Below are 16,941 nucleotides of genomic sequence, written 5' to 3'. Positions count from 1 at the left end.
ATGACGCATGTCACGCTGCGCAGCGAGTTCGAAGACCTGATCGATCCCTACGCGCCGGTCGGCCAGGTCGGCACCGGCTTCGATTTCACGGAGGGGCCGATCTGGCATCCGGTCGATCACTTCCTGCTGTTCTCCGACATGCCCGGCGACGTACGCCGGCGCTGGGATGCGCGGCGCGGCGTGGTCGAGGTCAAGCGGCCGTCGAACAAATGCAACGGCATGACCTATGACGCCGACCTCAATCTGATCGTCTGCGAGCATGCGACCTCCTCGCTGATCCGCGAACGGCCCGACGGTCGGCGCGAGGTGCTGGCCTCGCATTACGAGAACCAGGAGCTGAACAGCCCGAACGACGTCTGCGTTCATTCCTCGGGCGCGATCTATTTCTCCGATCCCTGGTATGGCCGCATGCCGGTCTATGGTGTCGAACGACCGCGCCAGCTCGGCTTCCAGGGTGTCTATCGCGTGCCGCCGGGCGGAGGTGCACCAAAGCTGCTGGTCGACCGCTATCTGTTCGACCAGCCCAACGGGCTGTGCTTCTCGCCCGACGAGCGCATCCTTTACGTCAACGACACCGTGCAGGCGCTGATCCGCGCCTTCGACGTCGGTGCCGACGGCGCGCTCGGCAATCCGCGCGTGTTCGCCTCCGGTATCCGCTCCGAGCTCGAGCCCGGCCTGCCCGACGGCATGAAGTGCGACCAGCGCGGCAACGTCTGGGTCACCGCGCCCGGCGGCGTCTGGGTCTACTCGCCCGGCGGCGACCTGCTCGGCAAGGTTCGCCTTCCCGAACTGGTCGCCAATCTTGCCTGGGGCGGCGCCGATTTCCGCACGCTCTATCTGACCGCGACTCATTCGGTCTATGCGATCCCGACCAAGGTCGGGCCGCGTAACGAACCTTACATGAGCGGCAAGCGCGGCGGCGCCGGTACCACATCGTCGTCCACGCCCGCGCCTAATCTCGCCGCCGGCGAGATGCAGATCGATCCGCAGCGCTGCGCGATGATCATCCAGGACATGCAGAACGACGTCATCATGGACGGCGGCGCATTCGCCGAGTCCGGCGCGCCGGCGCATGCCCGCCAGCAGCATGTCGTCGAGAATGTTCGCCGCGTCGCCGATGCTGCGCGGGCGCGCGGCGTCGCCATCATCCATGTCTGGTTCGTGGTCGAGCCAGGCGCGCCCGGCGTCACGCTGAACGCGCCGCTGTTCGAGGGACTGGTCGACAGCAAGGCGATGGTGCGCGGCAGCTGGGGCGCGGCGCCGGTCTCGGGCCTCGAGCCGCGCCCGGGCGACTTCGTGGTCGAGAAGATGCGGATGAGCGCCTGGGAGGGCACGCGGCTCGAAACCATCCTGAAGGCAACCGGCCGCGACATGATCATCAACACCGGCGCCTGGACCAACATGTCGGTCGAGCACACCGCGCGGACCGGCGCCGACAAGGGCTATTTCATGATCGTGCCGGAGGATTGCTGCTCGACCATGAACGCCGACTGGCACAACGCCGCGATCAATTTCGCGCTCCAGAACGTCTCCGTCGTGACCAACGCCGACACCGTCATCAAGGCGCTCGGCTGAGGAGGCGCGGTGCCGAAGCTGCTGCATCTTGCCTGCTCTCCCCGCGCCGATTCGGAATCGGCGGCCGGCGCTCGCGTCTTTATGGAGAGTTTCCGCAAGGCGCGCCCGGACTGGGAGATCGACGCGATGAACCTCTGGCGCGAGCCGCTGCCGGAGTTCGAGGGTTATTTGCTCGAGGCCAAATATGCCCGGATCGGCGGCAAGACCTTTACCAATTCCCAGCACGACGCCTTCGCCGTCGCCGAGCGCCTGGCGCTGCGGCTGTCGCTGGCCGATCGCGTGCTGATCTCGACGCCGATGTGGAATTTTTCGATTCCCTATAAGCTCAAGCAGTGGCTCGATGTCATCATCCAGCCCGGGCTGACCTTTCGCTTCGATCCCGCACAGGGCTATCTGCCGCTGCTCAAGGACCGCCCGACGGTCGTGATCCTCGCGAGCGGCAGCGACTTCGTCACCGGCATGAACCGCGGCCGCATCGACATGGCAACGCCCTATCTGCGCGAAGTGCTGCGCTTCATCGGCATCAACGACGTTCGCTTCGTGCCGATCGGCCCAACCACCGGGCCCGCGGAGCCGATCCGCGCGGCGCGGGAAGCTGCGCACGCGCGGCTCGTGGAGATGGCGGCACGGTTTTGAGCTGCTCCCTCCCCATCGTCGTCCTGGCAAAAGCGAGGACCCACAACCACCGCATTTGACGATAAACGGGACCGTGGCCCCCAGCGTGACGCAACAACTCTCATTTGGGGTAATGGGTCCTGGCCTTCGCCAGGACGACGATGTGGGATAGTTCGACTCAACGAGTCAAACAACGCGGTGCCATCACCCCGCGCATGCGGGGTGATCCAGTGTCGACGGCTCTTCCCGTTGCGTCGTCCCGGCGAAGGCCGGGACGACGGCGAGTATGTTGTACGGCCGGTGACTGATGCAGTCTCGCGACGCGCTGCGCGCCACTCGTGTGGCGAGGGCGCCTACAAGACGGCAGTTGCGTAATTTCTGAATATTAGAAAAGTACTCCTGATTTGCCCAACGTGTCAAGCTGCATAGTCGAACGTTGCCTGGTCCAACGCCGGCAGCCGCGAGCTCCTTTGCATGGGGTTGTTTTTCAATATTTTGGTGGCACGCACCCGGCGAGGAGTTCCTCCGCCGTCGCCACCCTACCGTTCTAGGTTTCCGTCGCGGGAAACACGAGCCTGAACAACAACCCCGGCGTGTTGTCGCGCAGTTCGATCCGTGCGCCGTGCAGGCTCGCGACCGCCGCGACCAGGCTGAGGCCGAGCCCGTTGCCCGGCGTGTAGCGGCTCTGCTCCAGCCGGTAGAAGCGCTTGAACACGCGGTCGTGCTGGTCGGCCGGAATGCCGGGGCCATCATCGGCGACTGAAATCATCGGCCCGCTTTGGTCATTATCGCAGGTCACGGTGACCCGTCCGCCCGGGCGGCCATGCTTGATCGCGTTGTCGACGAGATTGGCGATGGCGTCGAACAGCAGGTCACGGTCGCCGGTGACCAGCACCACGGGATCGCCGGCAAGGTCGAGATCGGTGGTCACCTCCTCGGCCGCGGCGTCGTACAGCTCGACCACCTCGCCTGCGATCTCGACGAGATTGACGGTGCGAAACGCGCCCTTGCGGGCCCGCGTCTCGATCTCCGAGATCCGCGTGATCGATGCGAACATCCCGAGCACCGCGTCGAGATCGGCGATGGTGTCGCCGATCAGCGCCGCATCGCCTTCCACGTTGCGCGGAGCGTGATAGGCCTTCTCCAGCCGGCCGCGCATCCGGGTCAGCGGCGTGCGCAGGTCATGGGCGATGTTTTCGCTGACCTGCTTGACGTCGCCCATCAGGGTCTGGATGCGATCCAGCATCAGATTGAGATTCTCGGCAACGCGATCCCATTCGTCGTGACTGCCGCGGAGCGGGATGCGCTGGTCGAGGCCGGAGAGCATGATGGCGCGGCTGGTCGCATTGATCGATTCGATGCGGCCGACCGTCCGCCGCGTGACCCCGATGCTGGCGGCAGCCGCCAGCCCGATGATCAGCACCACAACGGCGATCCCTGCGGCCCTGATCTGCGCCATGAAGCCGTCGAGATCGCTGATATCGCGGCCGACCAGCAACCGTTCACCGCCCGGCAAGGTCTCGGCCACGGCTCGCACCAGCACGGTTCCGGAAGCGAGCCGCGGCGGCGAGGTCCGAAATTCCGTCCATCCCCGCTCGCCGGTGTGCGCCGGCCACACTCCGAGATTTCCGGCCAGCACTGCCGATCCGGCGTCGACCAGCAAATACACATGGTCGGCAAAGTCCTTGTCAGCGATGCATTGCGCGATCAATGCGGACAAACCCTCGCGGCCGGACCGCGCATAGGCACCGTCGAGGCTCACCTGCTCGGTCATGATCGCGCGGTCGGACCTGTCGCGTACATAGGACAGCGTCGACCAGTAGACATAGGCGAAGATCGCGGACACGATCAGGCCGAAGATGCCGATGGCGATCAGGGCCAGGCGGAACGTCGATGACCCAAGGGTCTTAGCCAGGAGCACGGAGGCAGTACCCGATGCCGCGGATCGTGTGGATCAGCGGATAGGCTTGCTGGTCGTCGACCTTGCGGCGCACCCGCCCGACATAGACGTCGATGATATTGGTCGAGGGATCGAAGTGCAGATCCCACACATGCTGCAGCAACATGGCGCGCGAAACCACGCGACCCTCGTTGCGCGCGAGATATTCGAGCAGCTGGAACTCCTTCGGCAGCAGCGGAATCTTGCGGCCGCGGCGGCTCGCCGTCCGCGCGATCAGATCGACCGCCAGATCGCCGACCCGCAGGATGGTCTCCTTGGCAACGGTCTCGCTGCGGCGGCCGAGCGCCTCCAGCCGCGCCAGCAGTTCGACAAAGGAGAACGGCTTGACCAGATAATCGTCACCGCCGGCACGCAGGCCACGCACGCGGTCGTCGACCTCGCCGAGCGCGCTGATGATCAGGAACGGCACGGCGATGCCATCGTCGCGCATCTGGCGCATCACGGTGATGCCGTCGATGTCGGGCAGCATGCGATCGATCGTGATGACGGCATAGTCGCGCGCCGCGCCCTGGCTCAGCGCCTCGCGGCCGTTCGCGGCGAGATCCACGTCATAGCCGCTGGTGGTGAGCTCCTCGACGAGCTGACCCGCGGTTTCCGGATCGTCCTCGACGACGAGAATGCGGCGGTGAGCTCCGGTCATCTGCTTGAACTCTCCGGGTTCTCAAACTCTACCGAGCCCCCGCGACGGTCGCCGCCAGACTATCCCATTCCGGGGCTGGATGGAACGCCTGGCGACGGCCGCGACAACGGTGCGGTTGGTTGGGCGATCACCAATAGTCCCCGCACACATTGACCCATTGCAGGCCGTAAGAGGTCCATGTCCTGCGCCAGCACCCGCCGTAATAATCCGCATAGACATAAGGCCCGCCGACGAATGCGAAGCGATGAAAGCGGTGGTGGCGGAAGAATCCGCCATGATGGAAGAAGCGCCCGCCGTGGAATCCGGCGCCCGCAAAGCGGGGGCCACCTCCGAAATGTCCGCCGGCAAAATGCCCGCCGCCGCCCATCGCGGCGAATGCCATTCCGCCACCGTGCATTCCGCCGCCGAAGCCGCCATGCATGCCGCCGCCAAAGCCGCCGCCGTGACCACCACCGCCGCCGCCATGTCCGCCGCCACCGCCGCCGCCCCTGGCGAGGGCTACGGGTGAAAGTGCGACGCTGACAGCAAGCGTCGCCGCCGTGAGAAACGTGAAGAGCTTGTTCTTCATGAAGTCCTCCGTGATTGGGACCGCGACGAACCTCGTATCGCCGCAAGCAGAGGAGCATCAGAAGACGCGCGCGTGCGGCCGACTTCAACTGACAAATGCGCCAGATTCTGACGCCGGATTTAGGATTGGCGATAGACCTCGCGTCGCGATCGCGTGCTTTTGACCGAACGTGATTTGGCACCGACGCGCGGCTCCGCTTGCCGCGCGGAGCAACGTCTTGTCCGCTTCGCACCTCCGGCTGTCCGCTTCGCACCTCGGCAGCCTGCCCGATCTCAACGTCACGTCCGATCTTGCTGCATTCGACGGACGGTGCGTAACGACCAAGCCCGCTCCGCACTGCTCTATCTGGTTGCGACCGAATTGTTATTGACGCAGTATGCCGAACGGCCGTTGCGATGCCGGTGCAAGGTCGAACGTGGGTCTGCCTTTTCGAAAGCGCTCTACCCGTCTCATCTATCGATCATCGTGCAGCACGCACCAACAAGAAACGGCACCACCAGGACCGCGTTGGCAGGTCTGATCTTGCGGCGCAACCAGTCGTAGCGACGCCGCATCGGGAACAGCGGTGTGAGCGGGCAGCAAGGGAGATGTCGAGGCGGCGCACCGCTCATCTATGAATCCGAGGGCGAGGCGGGAGGTATCGTCAGCGAGACGATACCTCACACCTGATCGGGGAGATCGAAGCGCTGCGATATCGAAACGGCGGCGCATCCGGAGACGCGGGCGCCGATAAAATCAAGGAGGAAACGCATGACCGACCCCATCACGGACAAGCTGAGCGACAACATCGGACGCGCGCGCGGCACCGACTATTTCCTGATGAAAGAGCAACTGACGCCGGAGGAGATCGATATCCTGGCCAAAGTGCGCGAATTCGGCGAGCGCGAGGTGCTGCCGATCGTCAACTCCTACTGGGAGCGCGGCGAGTTTCCCTTCGAACTGGTTCCCAAGATCGCGGCGCTGAACATCGTGGGCGATCACAACATGCGCGGACACGGGTGCCGGCCGATGACCGCGGTCGGCGCGGGCCTGGTCATGATGGAGCTCAGCCGGATCGACTCGAGCATCGCGACGTTCTTCGCCGTTCATCTCGGATTGGCGATGCAGTCGATCAACCTGCTCGGTTCCGAAGAGCAGCGGCAGCGCTACCTGCCGCAGATGGCCCGGTTCGAGAAAGTCGGCGCGTTCGCCCTGACCGAGCCCGATCATGGATCGGATTCGGTCGGGCTCGAAGCCACGGCCAAGCGTGAAGGCGACGAATGGGTGATCAATGGCCGCAAGCGCTGGCCGGGCAATGCCGTCTGGTGCGACTACATCGTGGTCTACGCCCGCGACGTCGCCGACAAGCAGGTCAAGGCCTTCGTGGTGGAGAAGGACAACCCCGGCTACAAGGCGACCAAGATCGGCGGCAAGGTATCGCTGCGGATGGTGCAGAACGCCGACATCACTCTCACCGACTGCCGCGTATCGGAGGAGGCCCGCCTGAAGAACTGCAATTCGTTCAAGGACTGCGCCAGGGTGCTGATGGGCACCCGCAACACGGTGGCATGGGCATCACTTGGAAATGCCGTTTCGGCCTACGACATCGCCCTGACCTACGCACAGCGCCGCATCCAGTTCGGCAAGCCGATCGCCAAGTCGCAGATGATCCAGTCGATCCTCGTCAACATGCTCGGCGACGTCACCGCGATGCAGCTCTATTGCATCCGGCTTGGCCGCTTGATCGACGACGGCAAGCTGGAGGAGACGATGGCCGCGCTCGCCAAGTACTATTGCAGCGTCAAGGGACGCGACGTGTGCCGGATGGCGCGCGACGTCCTCGGCGGTAACGGCATCACGCTCGATTTCCACGTCATGCGGCACATGTGCGACATGGAAAGCCTCGTCACCTACGAAGGCACGGCCGAGATCCAGTCGCTGATCGTCGGCCGGGACATCACCGGTCTGAGTGCCTTCGTTTGATCGGTGCGGAACAGGCGTCCTATCGGACCGCGGGCGCCGGCCACGGCTAGCGGCTTGTGTCGTATCGCTGCCGGCTTGCATGGATGATTGCGCGATGCGCAACCGCCCATTCCGCGAGCTGCCGTACCGTCCCTGAAAGCGAGCGGCCAACCTCGGTCAACGCATAGTCCACCTGCGGCGGTGTGCTGGAGCGGACCGTGCGCACGACCAGACCGTCGCGTTCAAGCGTCTTGAGCGTTCGTGTCAGCATCTGCTGCGAGATGCCGGCAACCTGACGCTTGATGTCGTTGAAGCGCCGTGGCCGGTCACGAAGCGCCACCACGACCTGCACCGTCCATTTGTCGCCGACCTGGTTGAGAACCTCGCTCACCCATTGGCAACCTGCGGGAGCATCAACCGACATGGGCACATTCATATGACCTGGTCCTGAAGATATGCGTTTGACGAGATAGTCACGCCTCTGCTGTTGGTCAACAAGTTGGACCAAACATTGGAGACGATTATGATCCTCTACTACGCGCCCGGCGCCTGTAGCCTGGCAGACCACATCGCGCTGATCGAAGCGCGGCTGCCCTACAAGCTCATCGGCGTCAACCGCGACAAGCGGACCGAGGACGGAGGCGATTACCTGACGATCAATCCGAGGGGATACGTGCCCGCGCTGGAACTCGACGACGGAACGCTATTGACCGAGAACCTTGCTATTCTGGCTTACATCGCACACCGGAGCGACACGCTGCTCCCCGAGGAGGGCCTCACGCGCTGGCGTGCGCTGGAAGCCGTATCATTCATGGCAACCGAGATCCACGGCGGCTTGCGACCCTTCTTCAAGAACCTGCCGGCGCTCGAGAAGGAACGAGCTCGCGGCACGCTGACCAAGCACTTTGCTTCTCTTGCGCAGCAACTCGGCGACAACGCTTTCCTGTTAGGCGATCGAATGACGATTCCCGATCCCTATCTTTTCTGGGCGCTGAAATGGGCACCTGCGCACGGGATCGATGTGCCGGAGCGGCTTCAGGCCTATTTCAGCCGAATGAGAAAGTTGCCTTCCGTGGCACAAGCGCTGGTCGAGGAAGGGCTTGCCTGATCTCAGTCGGCAACGCGTCGAAGCACATCCAGGAACGGCACGATGCCAATTGCAGCAAGGCCGATCCGGCCTATGGCAAGGGCGTTACCGACGCGCTCGCCAGATTTGCGGCGGGTAAGCTGTGGTGGTGAGCGGGTGGCGAGCTCCGCTTGCCGCCCCTCTTTGCAATCAGGTCGGCTTGCCGCGCCCGCTCTTCTCGGCGGCGCGGCGCAGCGCGTCGGCGAGCGCGCCGCCGCCGCCGGACTGCTCCTGCGGACGGCGTGGCGCCGACGACGTCATCCTGGCCGATCCGCGCGAGAAATCACGCGACGGCGCCGCGTTGTCCTTCTTCGGCCCGACCTCGTCGTCAAGCCGCAAGGTCAGCGCGATGCGCTTGCGGGCGACCTCGACATCGAGAACCTTGACCTTGACGATATCGCCCGGCTTCACCACCTCGCGCGGGTCCTTGATGAAAGTTCGCGACATCGCCGAGATGTGCACCAGGCCGTCCTGGTGCACGCCGATATCGACGAACGCGCCGAACGCGGCGACGTTGGTCACGGTGCCCTCGAGGATCATGCCTTGCTTGAGGTCCTTGACCTCCTCGACGCCTTCCTTGAACACCGCCGCCTTGAACGCCGGACGCGGGTCGCGACCGGGCTTTTCCAGCTCGCGCAGGATGTCGGTCACCGTCGGCAGACCGAACGTGTCGTCGACGAAGGATTGCGGCTTCAGCCCGCGCACGACGTCGGCGTTGCCGATCAGCGCCTTGATATCGCTCTTGGTCGCCTCAAGAATGCGGCGCACCACCGGATAGGCTTCCGGATGCACGCCGGACGAATCGAGCGGATCCTCGCCATTGCTGATGCGCAGGAAGCCGGCGCACTGCTCGAAGGCCTTCGGCCCGAGCCGCGGCACGTCCTTCAGCGCCTTGCGCGACTTGAACGGGCCGTTGGCGTCGCGGTGCTGCACGATGCTCTGCGCCAGTCCAGCGCCGATACCCGACACGCGCGAGAGCAGCGGCACCGAGGCGGTGTTGGCATCGACGCCGACCGCGTTCACGCAGTCCTCCACCACGGCATCGAGCGAACGCGCGAGCTTGGCCTCGCCGAGATCGTGCTGGTACTGGCCGACGCCGATCGCCTTCGGATCGATTTTGACCAGCTCGGCCAGCGGATCCTGCAGGCGCCGCGCGATCGAGACCGCGCCGCGAATGGTGACGTCGAGGTCGGGCAATTCGTTCGAGGCGAAGGCGGAGGCCGAATAGACCGACGCACCGGCTTCGGAGACCACGATCTTGGTCATCTTGCGTTCGGGCAACCGCTTCACGAGTTCGGCGGCGAGTTTGTCGGTTTCACGCGAGGCGGTGCCGTTGCCGATCGCGATCAGCTCGACGCCATGCTCGATCGCGAGCTTGCCGAGAATCGCGAGCGCCTCGTCCCAGCGCCGTTGCGGCTCGTGCGGGAAGATCGCGGTATGCGCCACCACCTTGCCGGTGGCATCGATTACCGCGACCTTGACGCCGGTGCGATAGCCCGGATCGAGCCCCATGGTGGCGCGTGGGCCGGCCGGCGCCGCGAGCAGCAGATCGCGCAGGTTCGAGGCGAACACGCGCACCGCCTCGGTTTCGGCCGCCGTCCACAGCCGGAGCCGCAAATCGATGTTGAGATGGATCTGGATCTTGGTGCGCCAGGCCCAGCGCACCGTCTCCGCCAGCCATTTGTCGCCCTTGCGCCCCTGGTTGGAGATCGCAAAGCAGTTCATGATCCGCAGTTCGTAGAGGCCGGGCACGCCGACGGCCGGCGCCTCGGCCTCCGGCTTGATCGTGAGGTCGAGGATCTCTTCCTTCTCGCCGCGGAACAGCGCCAGGATGCGGTGCGACGGCAGCTTCGGCAGCGGCTCGGAGAAATCGAAATAGTCCTTGAATTTCTCGCCTTCGGTCTTCTTCCCGGTGCGGACGGTGGAAACCATGATGCCGTTCGACCACATCTCTTCGCGCAGCGCACCGATCAAATCGGCGTCCTCGGCGAAGCGCTCGACCAGGATGGCGCGCGCGCCGTCCAGCGCAGCGGCGACGTCGGCAACCTGCTTTTCGGCGTTGACGAACGGCGCGGCAACCTCGTTGGGGTCGTTCTGCGGCTGTGTCAGAAGCTGATCGGCGAGCGGCTCGAGCCCGGCTTCTTTGGCGATCTCGGCCTTGGTGCGGCGCTTCGGCTTGTACGGCAGATAGATATCTTCCAGACGGCCCTTGCTGTCGGCGGCCATGATCTGGGCTTCGAGCGCGGCATCGAGCTTGCCCTGCTCGCGAATCGAATTGAGCACCGCGGTCCGGCGCTCCTCGAGCTCGCGCAGATAGGTCAGCCGTTCTTCCAGCGTGCGCAGCTGCGCGTCATCGAGCGCGCCGGTGAGCTCCTTGCGGTATCGCGCGATGAACGGCACCGTGGCGCCGCCGTCGAGCAGCGTCACCGCCGCCTCGACCTGCTCGTCGCGAACCCCCAGCTCCTGCGCAATCTGATGATGGATCTTGGCCACGCTTTTCTCTCTCACCCCGTTGCGCCACCGGATCAGCGATGGCGCGGACGCCGCTTATGGACCATCCCGGAATGATTCAGCAAGGCGCGCTGTGGATCAAATTTGGCGCGCCGCGCGCCCTATTTCCGGGATGCCGGCCGCCCGCGGCTTGACAAATAGACCCGCGCCGCATTGCCGCCGAAAATCGCAGCCCTCGCGTCACTTGACAAATCAGCCAGCAGACGCTGGGCGGCCACGAACCAGTGCGCATAGCCGCCGGCGAGATTGACGACGGGCCAGTCGCTGCCCCACAGCAGCCGCTGCGGACCGAAGCATGCGAGTGCATGATCCACTGCCTCGCGCAAATCTTCGACCTGCCAGCCCGGCGCCGCCTCGGTCGCAAGGCCCGACAGCTTGCAGACGACGTTGGATCGTGCGCCAAGGCTTGCAATGTCGTCCTTCCAGGCCGCGATGTCGCCGGTTGCGAGTTGCGGCTTGCCGCAATGGTCGAGTACGAATTGCAGATCCGGATGGCGATCGACCACCTGAACGAGCCGCGGCAGATGGCGCGGCAGCACCAACGCGTCGAAGACGAGGTCGTGCCGCTCCATGGCTTCGAGCGGCGCGGCCAGTTCAGGGCGGAGCAGCCAGTCATCGTCGGCCACGTCCTGCACCATCGGCCGCAGACCGACCAGCAGCTCGCGTTCGGCGACCGCATCGATCCGGTCAGCGGCATCGGGTGCATCGAAGTCGATCCAGCCGACCACGCCGCGCACCAGCTCCGAGCCTTTGGCGACGTCGAGCATGAATGCCGTCTCGGCCTCGGTTGGCGCCGCCTGCACCAGGATCGTGCCCTCGATGGCGGCCGCGGCGAGATGCGGCACCAGATCGACCAGACCGAAGTCGCGATAGATCGGCCCGCGTTCGGGCGTCAGCCAGCCATAATCGGCGCGCGCCAAGGTCCACACATGATGATGGGCGTCGATCCGCATCATGCCGGCACCGGCGCGTGTTGGTCGAGCAGCCCCTCCGCTTTCAGGTCGTGCCACAGCACGGCGGGGACCGGGGCCGAGAGCGCCGCGGCGTTGCGCTCGACCTCCTGCGGCGCCTGCGCGCCGAGCACGACGCTTGCGACCGCCGGATGGCCCAGCGCGAAATGCAGCGCGGCGGTCGGCAGCGCCACGCCGTGGGCGCGGCAAACGCGCTCGATCGCTGCCACCTTCTGCATCACATCCGCCGGCGCGTCCTTGTAATTATACTTGGCGCCGGCGACCGCGCCGGTCGCCAGGATGCCGGAATTGAACACGCCGCCGAGCATCACGCCGATGCCCTGCTTCTCCGCCAGCGGCAGGAATTCGGTGAGCGCCGGCTGCTCGAGCAGCGAGTAGCGGCCGGCGAGCAGCATGGTGTCGAACGTTCCCGCACTGGCGAAGCGCATGCACATCTCGGCCTCGTTGACGCCGATCCCGATGCCCTTGATCACGCGCTCGGTGCGCAGCCTGTCGAGCGCGACATAGGCGCCCTCCATCGCCTCGCGGAACCTGGCTTCGATCGCCTCACTGCCATGGGTCCAGACATCGACGTCGTGGATCAGGAGCAAGTCGATGCGATCGATGCCGAGCCGCAGCAGCGACTGCTCCACCGAGCGCATGGTGCCGTCATAGGAGTAATCGACCACCGCACGATGCGGCTGGCCGCCGACGAAATTGGAGCCGTCGCCGCGGCCGTGGAACGGGTCCATCCAGCGGCCGACCTTGGTGCAGACGACGATGTCGGCCCGCGCCACGCGCCGCAGCGCGGTGCCGCAGCGATGCTCGGCAAGGCCATGGCCGTAGAGCGGCGAGGAATCGAGCAGGTTCACGCCCAGCGCAAACGCCCGCTCCATCGCGGCAATCGCCACCGTGTCGTCGAGCCGAGCGAAGAGATCGCCGAGCGGCGCGGTGCCGAAGCCGAGAATGGAAACATCGAGCCCGGTGCGGCCGAGCCTGCGGCGGGGCAGTGCCGGATCTGAGGATGGAGGTTGGTTCACCGTGACGGCTCCCTTGCAGTTTTCTTGCTTGCAGGGAGAGTAGCCTTGTGGGCCCGCCGAGCACAAGCCGATGCGCCGTGCATGATGCGCGGACGATGCATCGCCGGGCGATGGTCGAAAGTTCCGCCGTTATCAGTCGACGCGACGGCGCTTTCCTATCGGCCGTCGGAGCTGATCTGCTCCGCAACGTTGTCCACCACCACGGGACTCTCGAAATAAGTCACCGTCGGATCGGCGCCATACTTCTCCCGGGCGCGGGCGCGCCACGCATCGGTGTACAGCGCTTCGGCCTCTCTCCTCGAGTTCCAGAAATAGATGCCGCCGGCCGTCGTGCCGTCATCGGACAGCACATAGGTCTTCCGGAACAGCCCCTGTACGCCGCGATAGATCGGTGCGGTATCGAGGAAGATGGCGCGCGCTTCCTCGCGCGTGATCGGTTTGGACAATCTGAACGACGTGACGGCGGTAATCATCGCGATCTCCTCAGGCAACCATTCTTGACATGATCGTCAATCTTGACAATGATGTCAAGAATGATCCGGTGGGGCGAACCAATGGTAGGCGTGCGTCAGTTCGACGAAGACGAGGTGATCACGACCGCGCTCGACGTATTCTGGCGCAAGGGCCTGCACGACGCGACCATGCAGGACCTCGCCGCCGCCACGGGAGTCCAGCGCGGCAGCCTCTACAACGCCTATGGCGACAAGGAATCGATCTTCCTGCGCGCCTTCGATCAGTATGCCGGGCAATTCCTGGAAGCGGCCGGCGCCGCGCTGTCACGCGGCGACGCCGCGGCGGGGCTACGAGGCTTCTTCGATATGATCATCATCAACATGACGGATGGCTCTCCGCCGCGCGGCTGCCTGACCACGCGCACGGCGCTCGACGCGGCCATTTCAAGTGCGGATGTGCGGCAGCGCGTGCAGGATGTGCTCTCCCGGCTCGAACAACTGATCAGCAAGGCCGTCAGCACATCTCAGACGAAGCCAAGCATGGCCGATGCCAACCGGCTGGCGCGCGTCATCGTGACCTTCACCCGTGGCCTCGCCGTGATGGAGCGCGCCGGCTACAGCCGCAAGCAGCTGAAGGAGTCGGCTGCGACCTTCATCGACGCTGTGGCCGGCAATCTCTGAAGCGGGCGGCGGGTTCAGCCCGCCTGCTTGCGCGCCCAGGCACCGACGAAGGTCGGCAGCGCGAACACGCCGTGCGCAGCAACCACCTCAGTGCGCAGGCGCTCGGCAAAGCTGTCGAGCGCCAGTTCTGCTTCGGTGGCGACGCCGAGCTTGACGATGTGCGGCTGGTTGCTGCGCAAGCCGCTTGCCATGTAGTCATAGCCGTCGAAGTCCGCGCCGCCGCCGACCGGAGCAAACAGGCTCATTCGCGGCGCAGGCAGCCCGGCGGCGACGAAGGCGCCATGCAGCGCAAAGCCCATCCGGTTGTTCAGCCCGGCCCGCCGGAACATTTCGCTCACGTGGCCCCACGCCTGCGACAGCAGCGGCGACGGCGGATTGGCGATCGGCCCCTCGCCCCAGTCGAGGTCCTGAAATGCCACGATGCCGCCGGGCTTGAGGTGTCCAAGCAGCGTGCGAAGCAGGGCTGACGGATCCGGCACATAGATCAACACGAGCCGGCCGACGATCGCATCGAAGTCGCGTTCCAGCTCGATCGTGTTGATGTCGCCGGCTCGAAATGACACCTGGTCGAGGCCGAGAGCGCGCGCGGTACCTGCTGCTTCCGCGACAATCGCGGGATTGCTGTCGACACCGACGACTTTGCCTCCCTCGCCGACCAGACTTGCCGCCACGAACGAGACGTTGCCTGCTCCACTTCCGACGTCGAGCACCTTCATGCCCGGCGCGAGCCCGGCCTCCCTCAGGAGCTGCCATGTGGACGCATCGTAGAGCTGCGACTGGCGCTTCAGCCTGTCGGTCTCCGCAGTCGAGCGCCCCATCACATAGCTCGGATCGTAGCCGGAGGTTTCCTGCATCGATGGTTCCGTCATCGGTTCGCGTGAGGTGCCGGATGGCGTCCGTCTCACTGTGACCGCAGGCTCGACAGGAAATCCTGCAGGTCTGCCGTGAAGCGCTGCTCGAACGCGATGGCGCGGTGGGGTGAATGGCCGCATCCCTCATAGCGAACGAGCGCTGCACGCGGATTATCCTGTGCGAGGCGAGCCGCGTGGCCCTCCAGCAAGGCCGCGCCGCATGACGGATCGGCTTGAACGATCTTGACGGGACACAGGAACTCTCGCGTGGTCTGGATCGCCGCAAGAACCGAACCCGCAACGTCTCCGTCCGCCCAGCACCGCCCGTCCTGGCGCTGCAGCGCAGAGGCATGGCTCAACAAATGACGGGGGGTGAAATGATCGCGGCCGATCCCGCCCATGGGGGTTGGCGCGTCTGTGACGAACGCAAGGTACGTGCCCAGCGGCGCACGGGCTTGCTGCCACGTCGCCTGCCGCGCGCTGACGATCGAGAACAGCTTCGGGAAGACCGATTTCTCCCACTCCCCCGGCTGCCCGAGATACCATGGCGGATCCTCAAGCAAGGCAGCGCGCACATTGTTATCGCCGCTCTGCGCCAGCACGCCGGCAACGCAGCCGCCGAGCGAGTGGCCGACGATCACTGCCCGGCGCCCGATGGCGGCCAACGCCGTCTCTGCATCGGAAACATAGTCGGCGAGCGCATAGCTTGCGGCCCGGTCCGAGTGGCCGTGGCCGCGGAAATCCAAGGTCCAGACCCGATATCGATCCTTCAGCCGACCGCCAATTTCCTGCCATGTGTCCCGGCTCACCGACAGGCCGTGCAGGAACAGGATCGGTTCGCCGTTCGTCGGGCCATCGACAGATGCAGCAAGACGGACGCCGTGGTTATCGAGTGTGATATCGGTCAACGAACATCTCCGTTACGAAGCGCGATCAAGACCAGGCGCCGGTCTCAACGTCCGATCTGCCGGAACTTGTCTGACAGACCGTCGAGATAGCCGACCCAGGTCGAATTGATGGGCTGGTGCTCGATCAACGCGTGAAAGCGGATCATCATGCAGATCAGGAACAGCGGCTGGATGAAGGCTGCGCGCACCGTCACGGCCAGCAGTGCCGCGATGAAGACGGTCACCATGGCACCATATTCCCTGACCGCCTCCGGCAACCAGACCGTCACCAGGCCGGCGGGGACCAGCAGCAGCAGGCAAAGCAGGATGCTCAGGATCCGCTCGACGATGACCATCCAGACCGACGTCGTCAGGATCGGCTTGGCGTTCTGGCAATAATAGACCAGGCCGTCCTGGATATTGCGCCTTGGATCGTCGCCGCCGCGCGCCAGATCGTAGGATAGCACCACCTTGTCCAGGTAGCGCGTCGCGGCCGACAGGATGGTATTGAGCAGGCCGACGATCGCCTTCATGCCGGGCGCCGGCAGCCAGTCGCCGAGCGTATCGAGCGCATTGTGAAACGCACGCAGCACGGCGCGGATCAGCGCATTGAGCCCGAACAGGATCGCGACCTCGCCGAACCGGTCCATCACGATCCGGCGGCCGTAGGCAAATTGTCCTTCGGTGCCGTTCCCGATGCGGCCATGCGTGATCAGTTCGGTCAGCACGGCGACATGACCGCATGCGATCACATGCAGCGTGTAGCGCAGGACGGCGCCCCAGATCCATCCGCCGAGCAGCAGGATGCCAAGCAGCCAGCAGTAGCCGAACACGCTGGCGACGTGGGTGCCGAGCCACACGGCGCCGCCCACGGCCACGATGGCAAAGATGGCGCACGCTGCGGCAAAGCCCAGCAACACGCCCCATCGCGCCAGTGCATAAGGCAGGGTCTCGAGCAACAGCTTCAGCGCGGTGCCAAGACCGTGATCGCGCACCAGCAGCGGATAGGAATGCGACGATCCCTGCGAGGGTCCTTGCGCAGGCCCGGTGTCGCGCCAATCGGCTGAGCCGCCGCCACCCAGACCGCCATTGTTGGTCAGACTCATGTCAGACATCTGCTGCTCTCTTCGATTATCTCGATGAT

General features: G+C 65.0%; 16 protein-coding genes. 5 read left to right on the top strand and 11 right to left on the bottom strand.

The annotated features are described in order from the left end of the window. Positions 1 to 1,575: an isochorismatase family protein gene (locus JQ507_05470; GenBank protein ID QRI70966.1), complete on the top strand. Its 1,575-nt coding sequence runs from the start codon at positions 1 to 3 to the stop codon at positions 1,573 to 1,575. Between the two features lie 9 nt (positions 1,576 to 1,584). Continuing rightward, complete coding sequence (locus tag JQ507_05465) at positions 1,585 to 2,211, top strand: NAD(P)H-dependent oxidoreductase (protein ID QRI70965.1); 627 nt, start codon at positions 1,585 to 1,587, stop codon at positions 2,209 to 2,211. Between the two features lie 526 nt (positions 2,212 to 2,737). Here the strand turns inward: JQ507_05465 and JQ507_05460 are convergent. From JQ507_05460 to JQ507_05450, 3 genes are all read right to left on the bottom strand, one after another. After that, positions 2,738 to 4,111, bottom strand: coding sequence for a HAMP domain-containing protein (locus JQ507_05460; protein ID QRI70964.1), 1,374 nt, complete (start codon positions 4,109 to 4,111; stop codon positions 2,738 to 2,740). Further along, the gene (locus JQ507_05455; GenBank protein ID QRI70963.1) at positions 4,098 to 4,790 is read right to left on the bottom strand and encodes a response regulator transcription factor; all 693 of its coding nucleotides are present in this window, start codon (positions 4,788 to 4,790) and stop codon (positions 4,098 to 4,100) included. Before JQ507_05455 ends, JQ507_05460 begins: the two co-directional genes overlap by 14 nt. Positions 4,791 to 4,917: 127 nt before the next feature. Beyond that, complete coding sequence (locus JQ507_05450; GenBank protein ID QRI70962.1) at positions 4,918 to 5,358, bottom strand: hypothetical protein; 441 nt, start codon at positions 5,356 to 5,358, stop codon at positions 4,918 to 4,920. Positions 5,359 to 6,108: 750 nt separating this feature from the next. On the opposite strand from JQ507_05450, the gene JQ507_05445 reads away from it, so the two are divergent. Next, complete coding sequence (locus JQ507_05445; protein ID QRI70961.1) at positions 6,109 to 7,320, top strand: acyl-CoA dehydrogenase family protein; 1,212 nt, start codon at positions 6,109 to 6,111, stop codon at positions 7,318 to 7,320. A 46-nt stretch (positions 7,321 to 7,366) separates the two neighbouring features. Here JQ507_05445 and JQ507_05440 read toward each other — a convergent pair whose 3' ends face one another. Continuing rightward, positions 7,367 to 7,723 carry a helix-turn-helix transcriptional regulator gene (locus tag JQ507_05440; GenBank protein QRI70960.1) on the bottom strand — a complete coding sequence of 119 codons (357 nt, stop codon included), beginning with the start codon at positions 7,721 to 7,723 and terminating at the stop codon, positions 7,367 to 7,369. 99 nt (positions 7,724 to 7,822) lie between these two features. Here JQ507_05440 and JQ507_05435 point away from each other — a divergent pair, with 99 nt between their 5' ends. Beyond that, positions 7,823 to 8,407 (top strand): glutathione S-transferase N-terminal domain-containing protein, encoded by a 585-nt coding sequence (locus tag JQ507_05435; GenBank protein ID QRI70959.1) that lies wholly within the window; start codon positions 7,823 to 7,825, stop codon positions 8,405 to 8,407. Positions 8,408 to 8,575: 168 nt separating this feature from the next. Here the strand turns inward: JQ507_05435 and JQ507_05430 are convergent, their stop codons facing one another. The 4 genes from JQ507_05430 to JQ507_05415 all read right to left on the bottom strand — a co-directional run bounded on the left by JQ507_05430 (position 8,576) and on the right by JQ507_05415 (position 13,399). Beyond that, positions 8,576 to 10,918 (bottom strand): RNA-binding transcriptional accessory protein, encoded by a 2,343-nt coding sequence (locus JQ507_05430; GenBank protein ID QRI70958.1) that lies wholly within the window; start codon positions 10,916 to 10,918, stop codon positions 8,576 to 8,578. Between the two features lie 119 nt (positions 10,919 to 11,037). Next, positions 11,038 to 11,892, bottom strand: coding sequence for an amidohydrolase family protein (locus JQ507_05425; protein ID QRI70957.1), 855 nt, complete (start codon positions 11,890 to 11,892; stop codon positions 11,038 to 11,040). Continuing rightward, the gene (locus tag JQ507_05420) at positions 11,889 to 12,926 is read right to left on the bottom strand and encodes an aldo/keto reductase (protein ID QRI70956.1); all 1,038 of its coding nucleotides are present in this window, start codon (positions 12,924 to 12,926) and stop codon (positions 11,889 to 11,891) included. The genes JQ507_05425 and JQ507_05420 overlap by 4 nt, the downstream gene beginning before the upstream one ends. Before the next feature lie 155 nt (positions 12,927 to 13,081). Further along, positions 13,082 to 13,399, bottom strand: a complete 318-nt coding sequence (locus tag JQ507_05415; GenBank protein QRI70955.1) for a monooxygenase — start codon at positions 13,397 to 13,399, stop codon at positions 13,082 to 13,084. A gap of 81 nt (positions 13,400 to 13,480) precedes the next feature. On the opposite strand from JQ507_05415, the gene JQ507_05410 reads away from it, so the two are divergent. Beyond that, a complete protein-coding gene (locus tag JQ507_05410; GenBank protein ID QRI70954.1) occupies positions 13,481 to 14,059 on the top strand; it encodes a TetR/AcrR family transcriptional regulator in 579 nt (192 codons plus the stop codon). 14 nt (positions 14,060 to 14,073) lie between these two features. On the opposite strand, the gene JQ507_05405 is transcribed toward JQ507_05410, so the two are convergent. The 3 genes from JQ507_05405 to JQ507_05395 are packed head-to-tail and all read right to left on the bottom strand — an operon-like array spanning position 14,074 to position 16,912. Continuing rightward, positions 14,074 to 14,913, bottom strand: a complete 840-nt coding sequence (locus tag JQ507_05405; protein QRI70953.1) for a class I SAM-dependent methyltransferase — start codon at positions 14,911 to 14,913, stop codon at positions 14,074 to 14,076. A 47-nt stretch (positions 14,914 to 14,960) separates the two neighbouring features. Next, positions 14,961 to 15,818: an alpha/beta hydrolase gene (locus tag JQ507_05400; GenBank protein ID QRI70952.1), complete on the bottom strand. Its 858-nt coding sequence runs from the start codon at positions 15,816 to 15,818 to the stop codon at positions 14,961 to 14,963. A gap of 44 nt (positions 15,819 to 15,862) precedes the next feature. Next, positions 15,863 to 16,912, bottom strand: a complete 1,050-nt coding sequence (locus JQ507_05395) for a hypothetical protein (protein ID QRI70951.1) — start codon at positions 16,910 to 16,912, stop codon at positions 15,863 to 15,865. Positions 16,913 to 16,941: the final 29 nt, after the last annotated feature.

Source organism: Bradyrhizobium sp. PSBB068 (genome assembly GCA_016839165.1).
GTDB lineage: Bacteria > Pseudomonadota > Alphaproteobacteria > Rhizobiales > Xanthobacteraceae > Bradyrhizobium.
Note: the sequence above shows the minus strand (reverse complement) of the source record. Positions and strands in the feature narration are given on the sequence as shown.

Coding starts and splice junctions, on each gene's coding strand:
- JQ507_05450 (QRI70962.1), bottom strand. CDS start 5,358: ATGAAGAACAAGCTCTTCACGTTTCTCACGGCGGCGACGCTTGCTGTC.
- JQ507_05440 (QRI70960.1), bottom strand. CDS start 7,723: ATGTCGGTTGATGCTCCCGCAGGTTGCCAATGGGTGAGCGAGGTTCTC.
- JQ507_05415 (QRI70955.1), bottom strand. CDS start 13,399: ATGATTACCGCCGTCACGTCGTTCAGATTGTCCAAACCGATCACGCGC.
- JQ507_05425 (QRI70957.1), bottom strand. CDS start 11,892: ATGATGCGGATCGACGCCCATCATCATGTGTGGACCTTGGCGCGCGCC.
- JQ507_05395 (QRI70951.1), bottom strand. CDS start 16,912: ATGTCTGACATGAGTCTGACCAACAATGGCGGTCTGGGTGGCGGCGGC.
- JQ507_05455 (QRI70963.1), bottom strand. CDS start 4,790: ATGACCGGAGCTCACCGCCGCATTCTCGTCGTCGAGGACGATCCGGAA.
- JQ507_05405 (QRI70953.1), bottom strand. CDS start 14,913: ATGCAGGAAACCTCCGGCTACGATCCGAGCTATGTGATGGGGCGCTCG.
- JQ507_05435 (QRI70959.1), top strand. CDS start 7,823: ATGATCCTCTACTACGCGCCCGGCGCCTGTAGCCTGGCAGACCACATC.
- JQ507_05410 (QRI70954.1), top strand. CDS start 13,481: ATGGTAGGCGTGCGTCAGTTCGACGAAGACGAGGTGATCACGACCGCG.
- JQ507_05445 (QRI70961.1), top strand. CDS start 6,109: ATGACCGACCCCATCACGGACAAGCTGAGCGACAACATCGGACGCGCG.
- JQ507_05470 (QRI70966.1), top strand. CDS start 1: ATGACGCATGTCACGCTGCGCAGCGAGTTCGAAGACCTGATCGATCCC.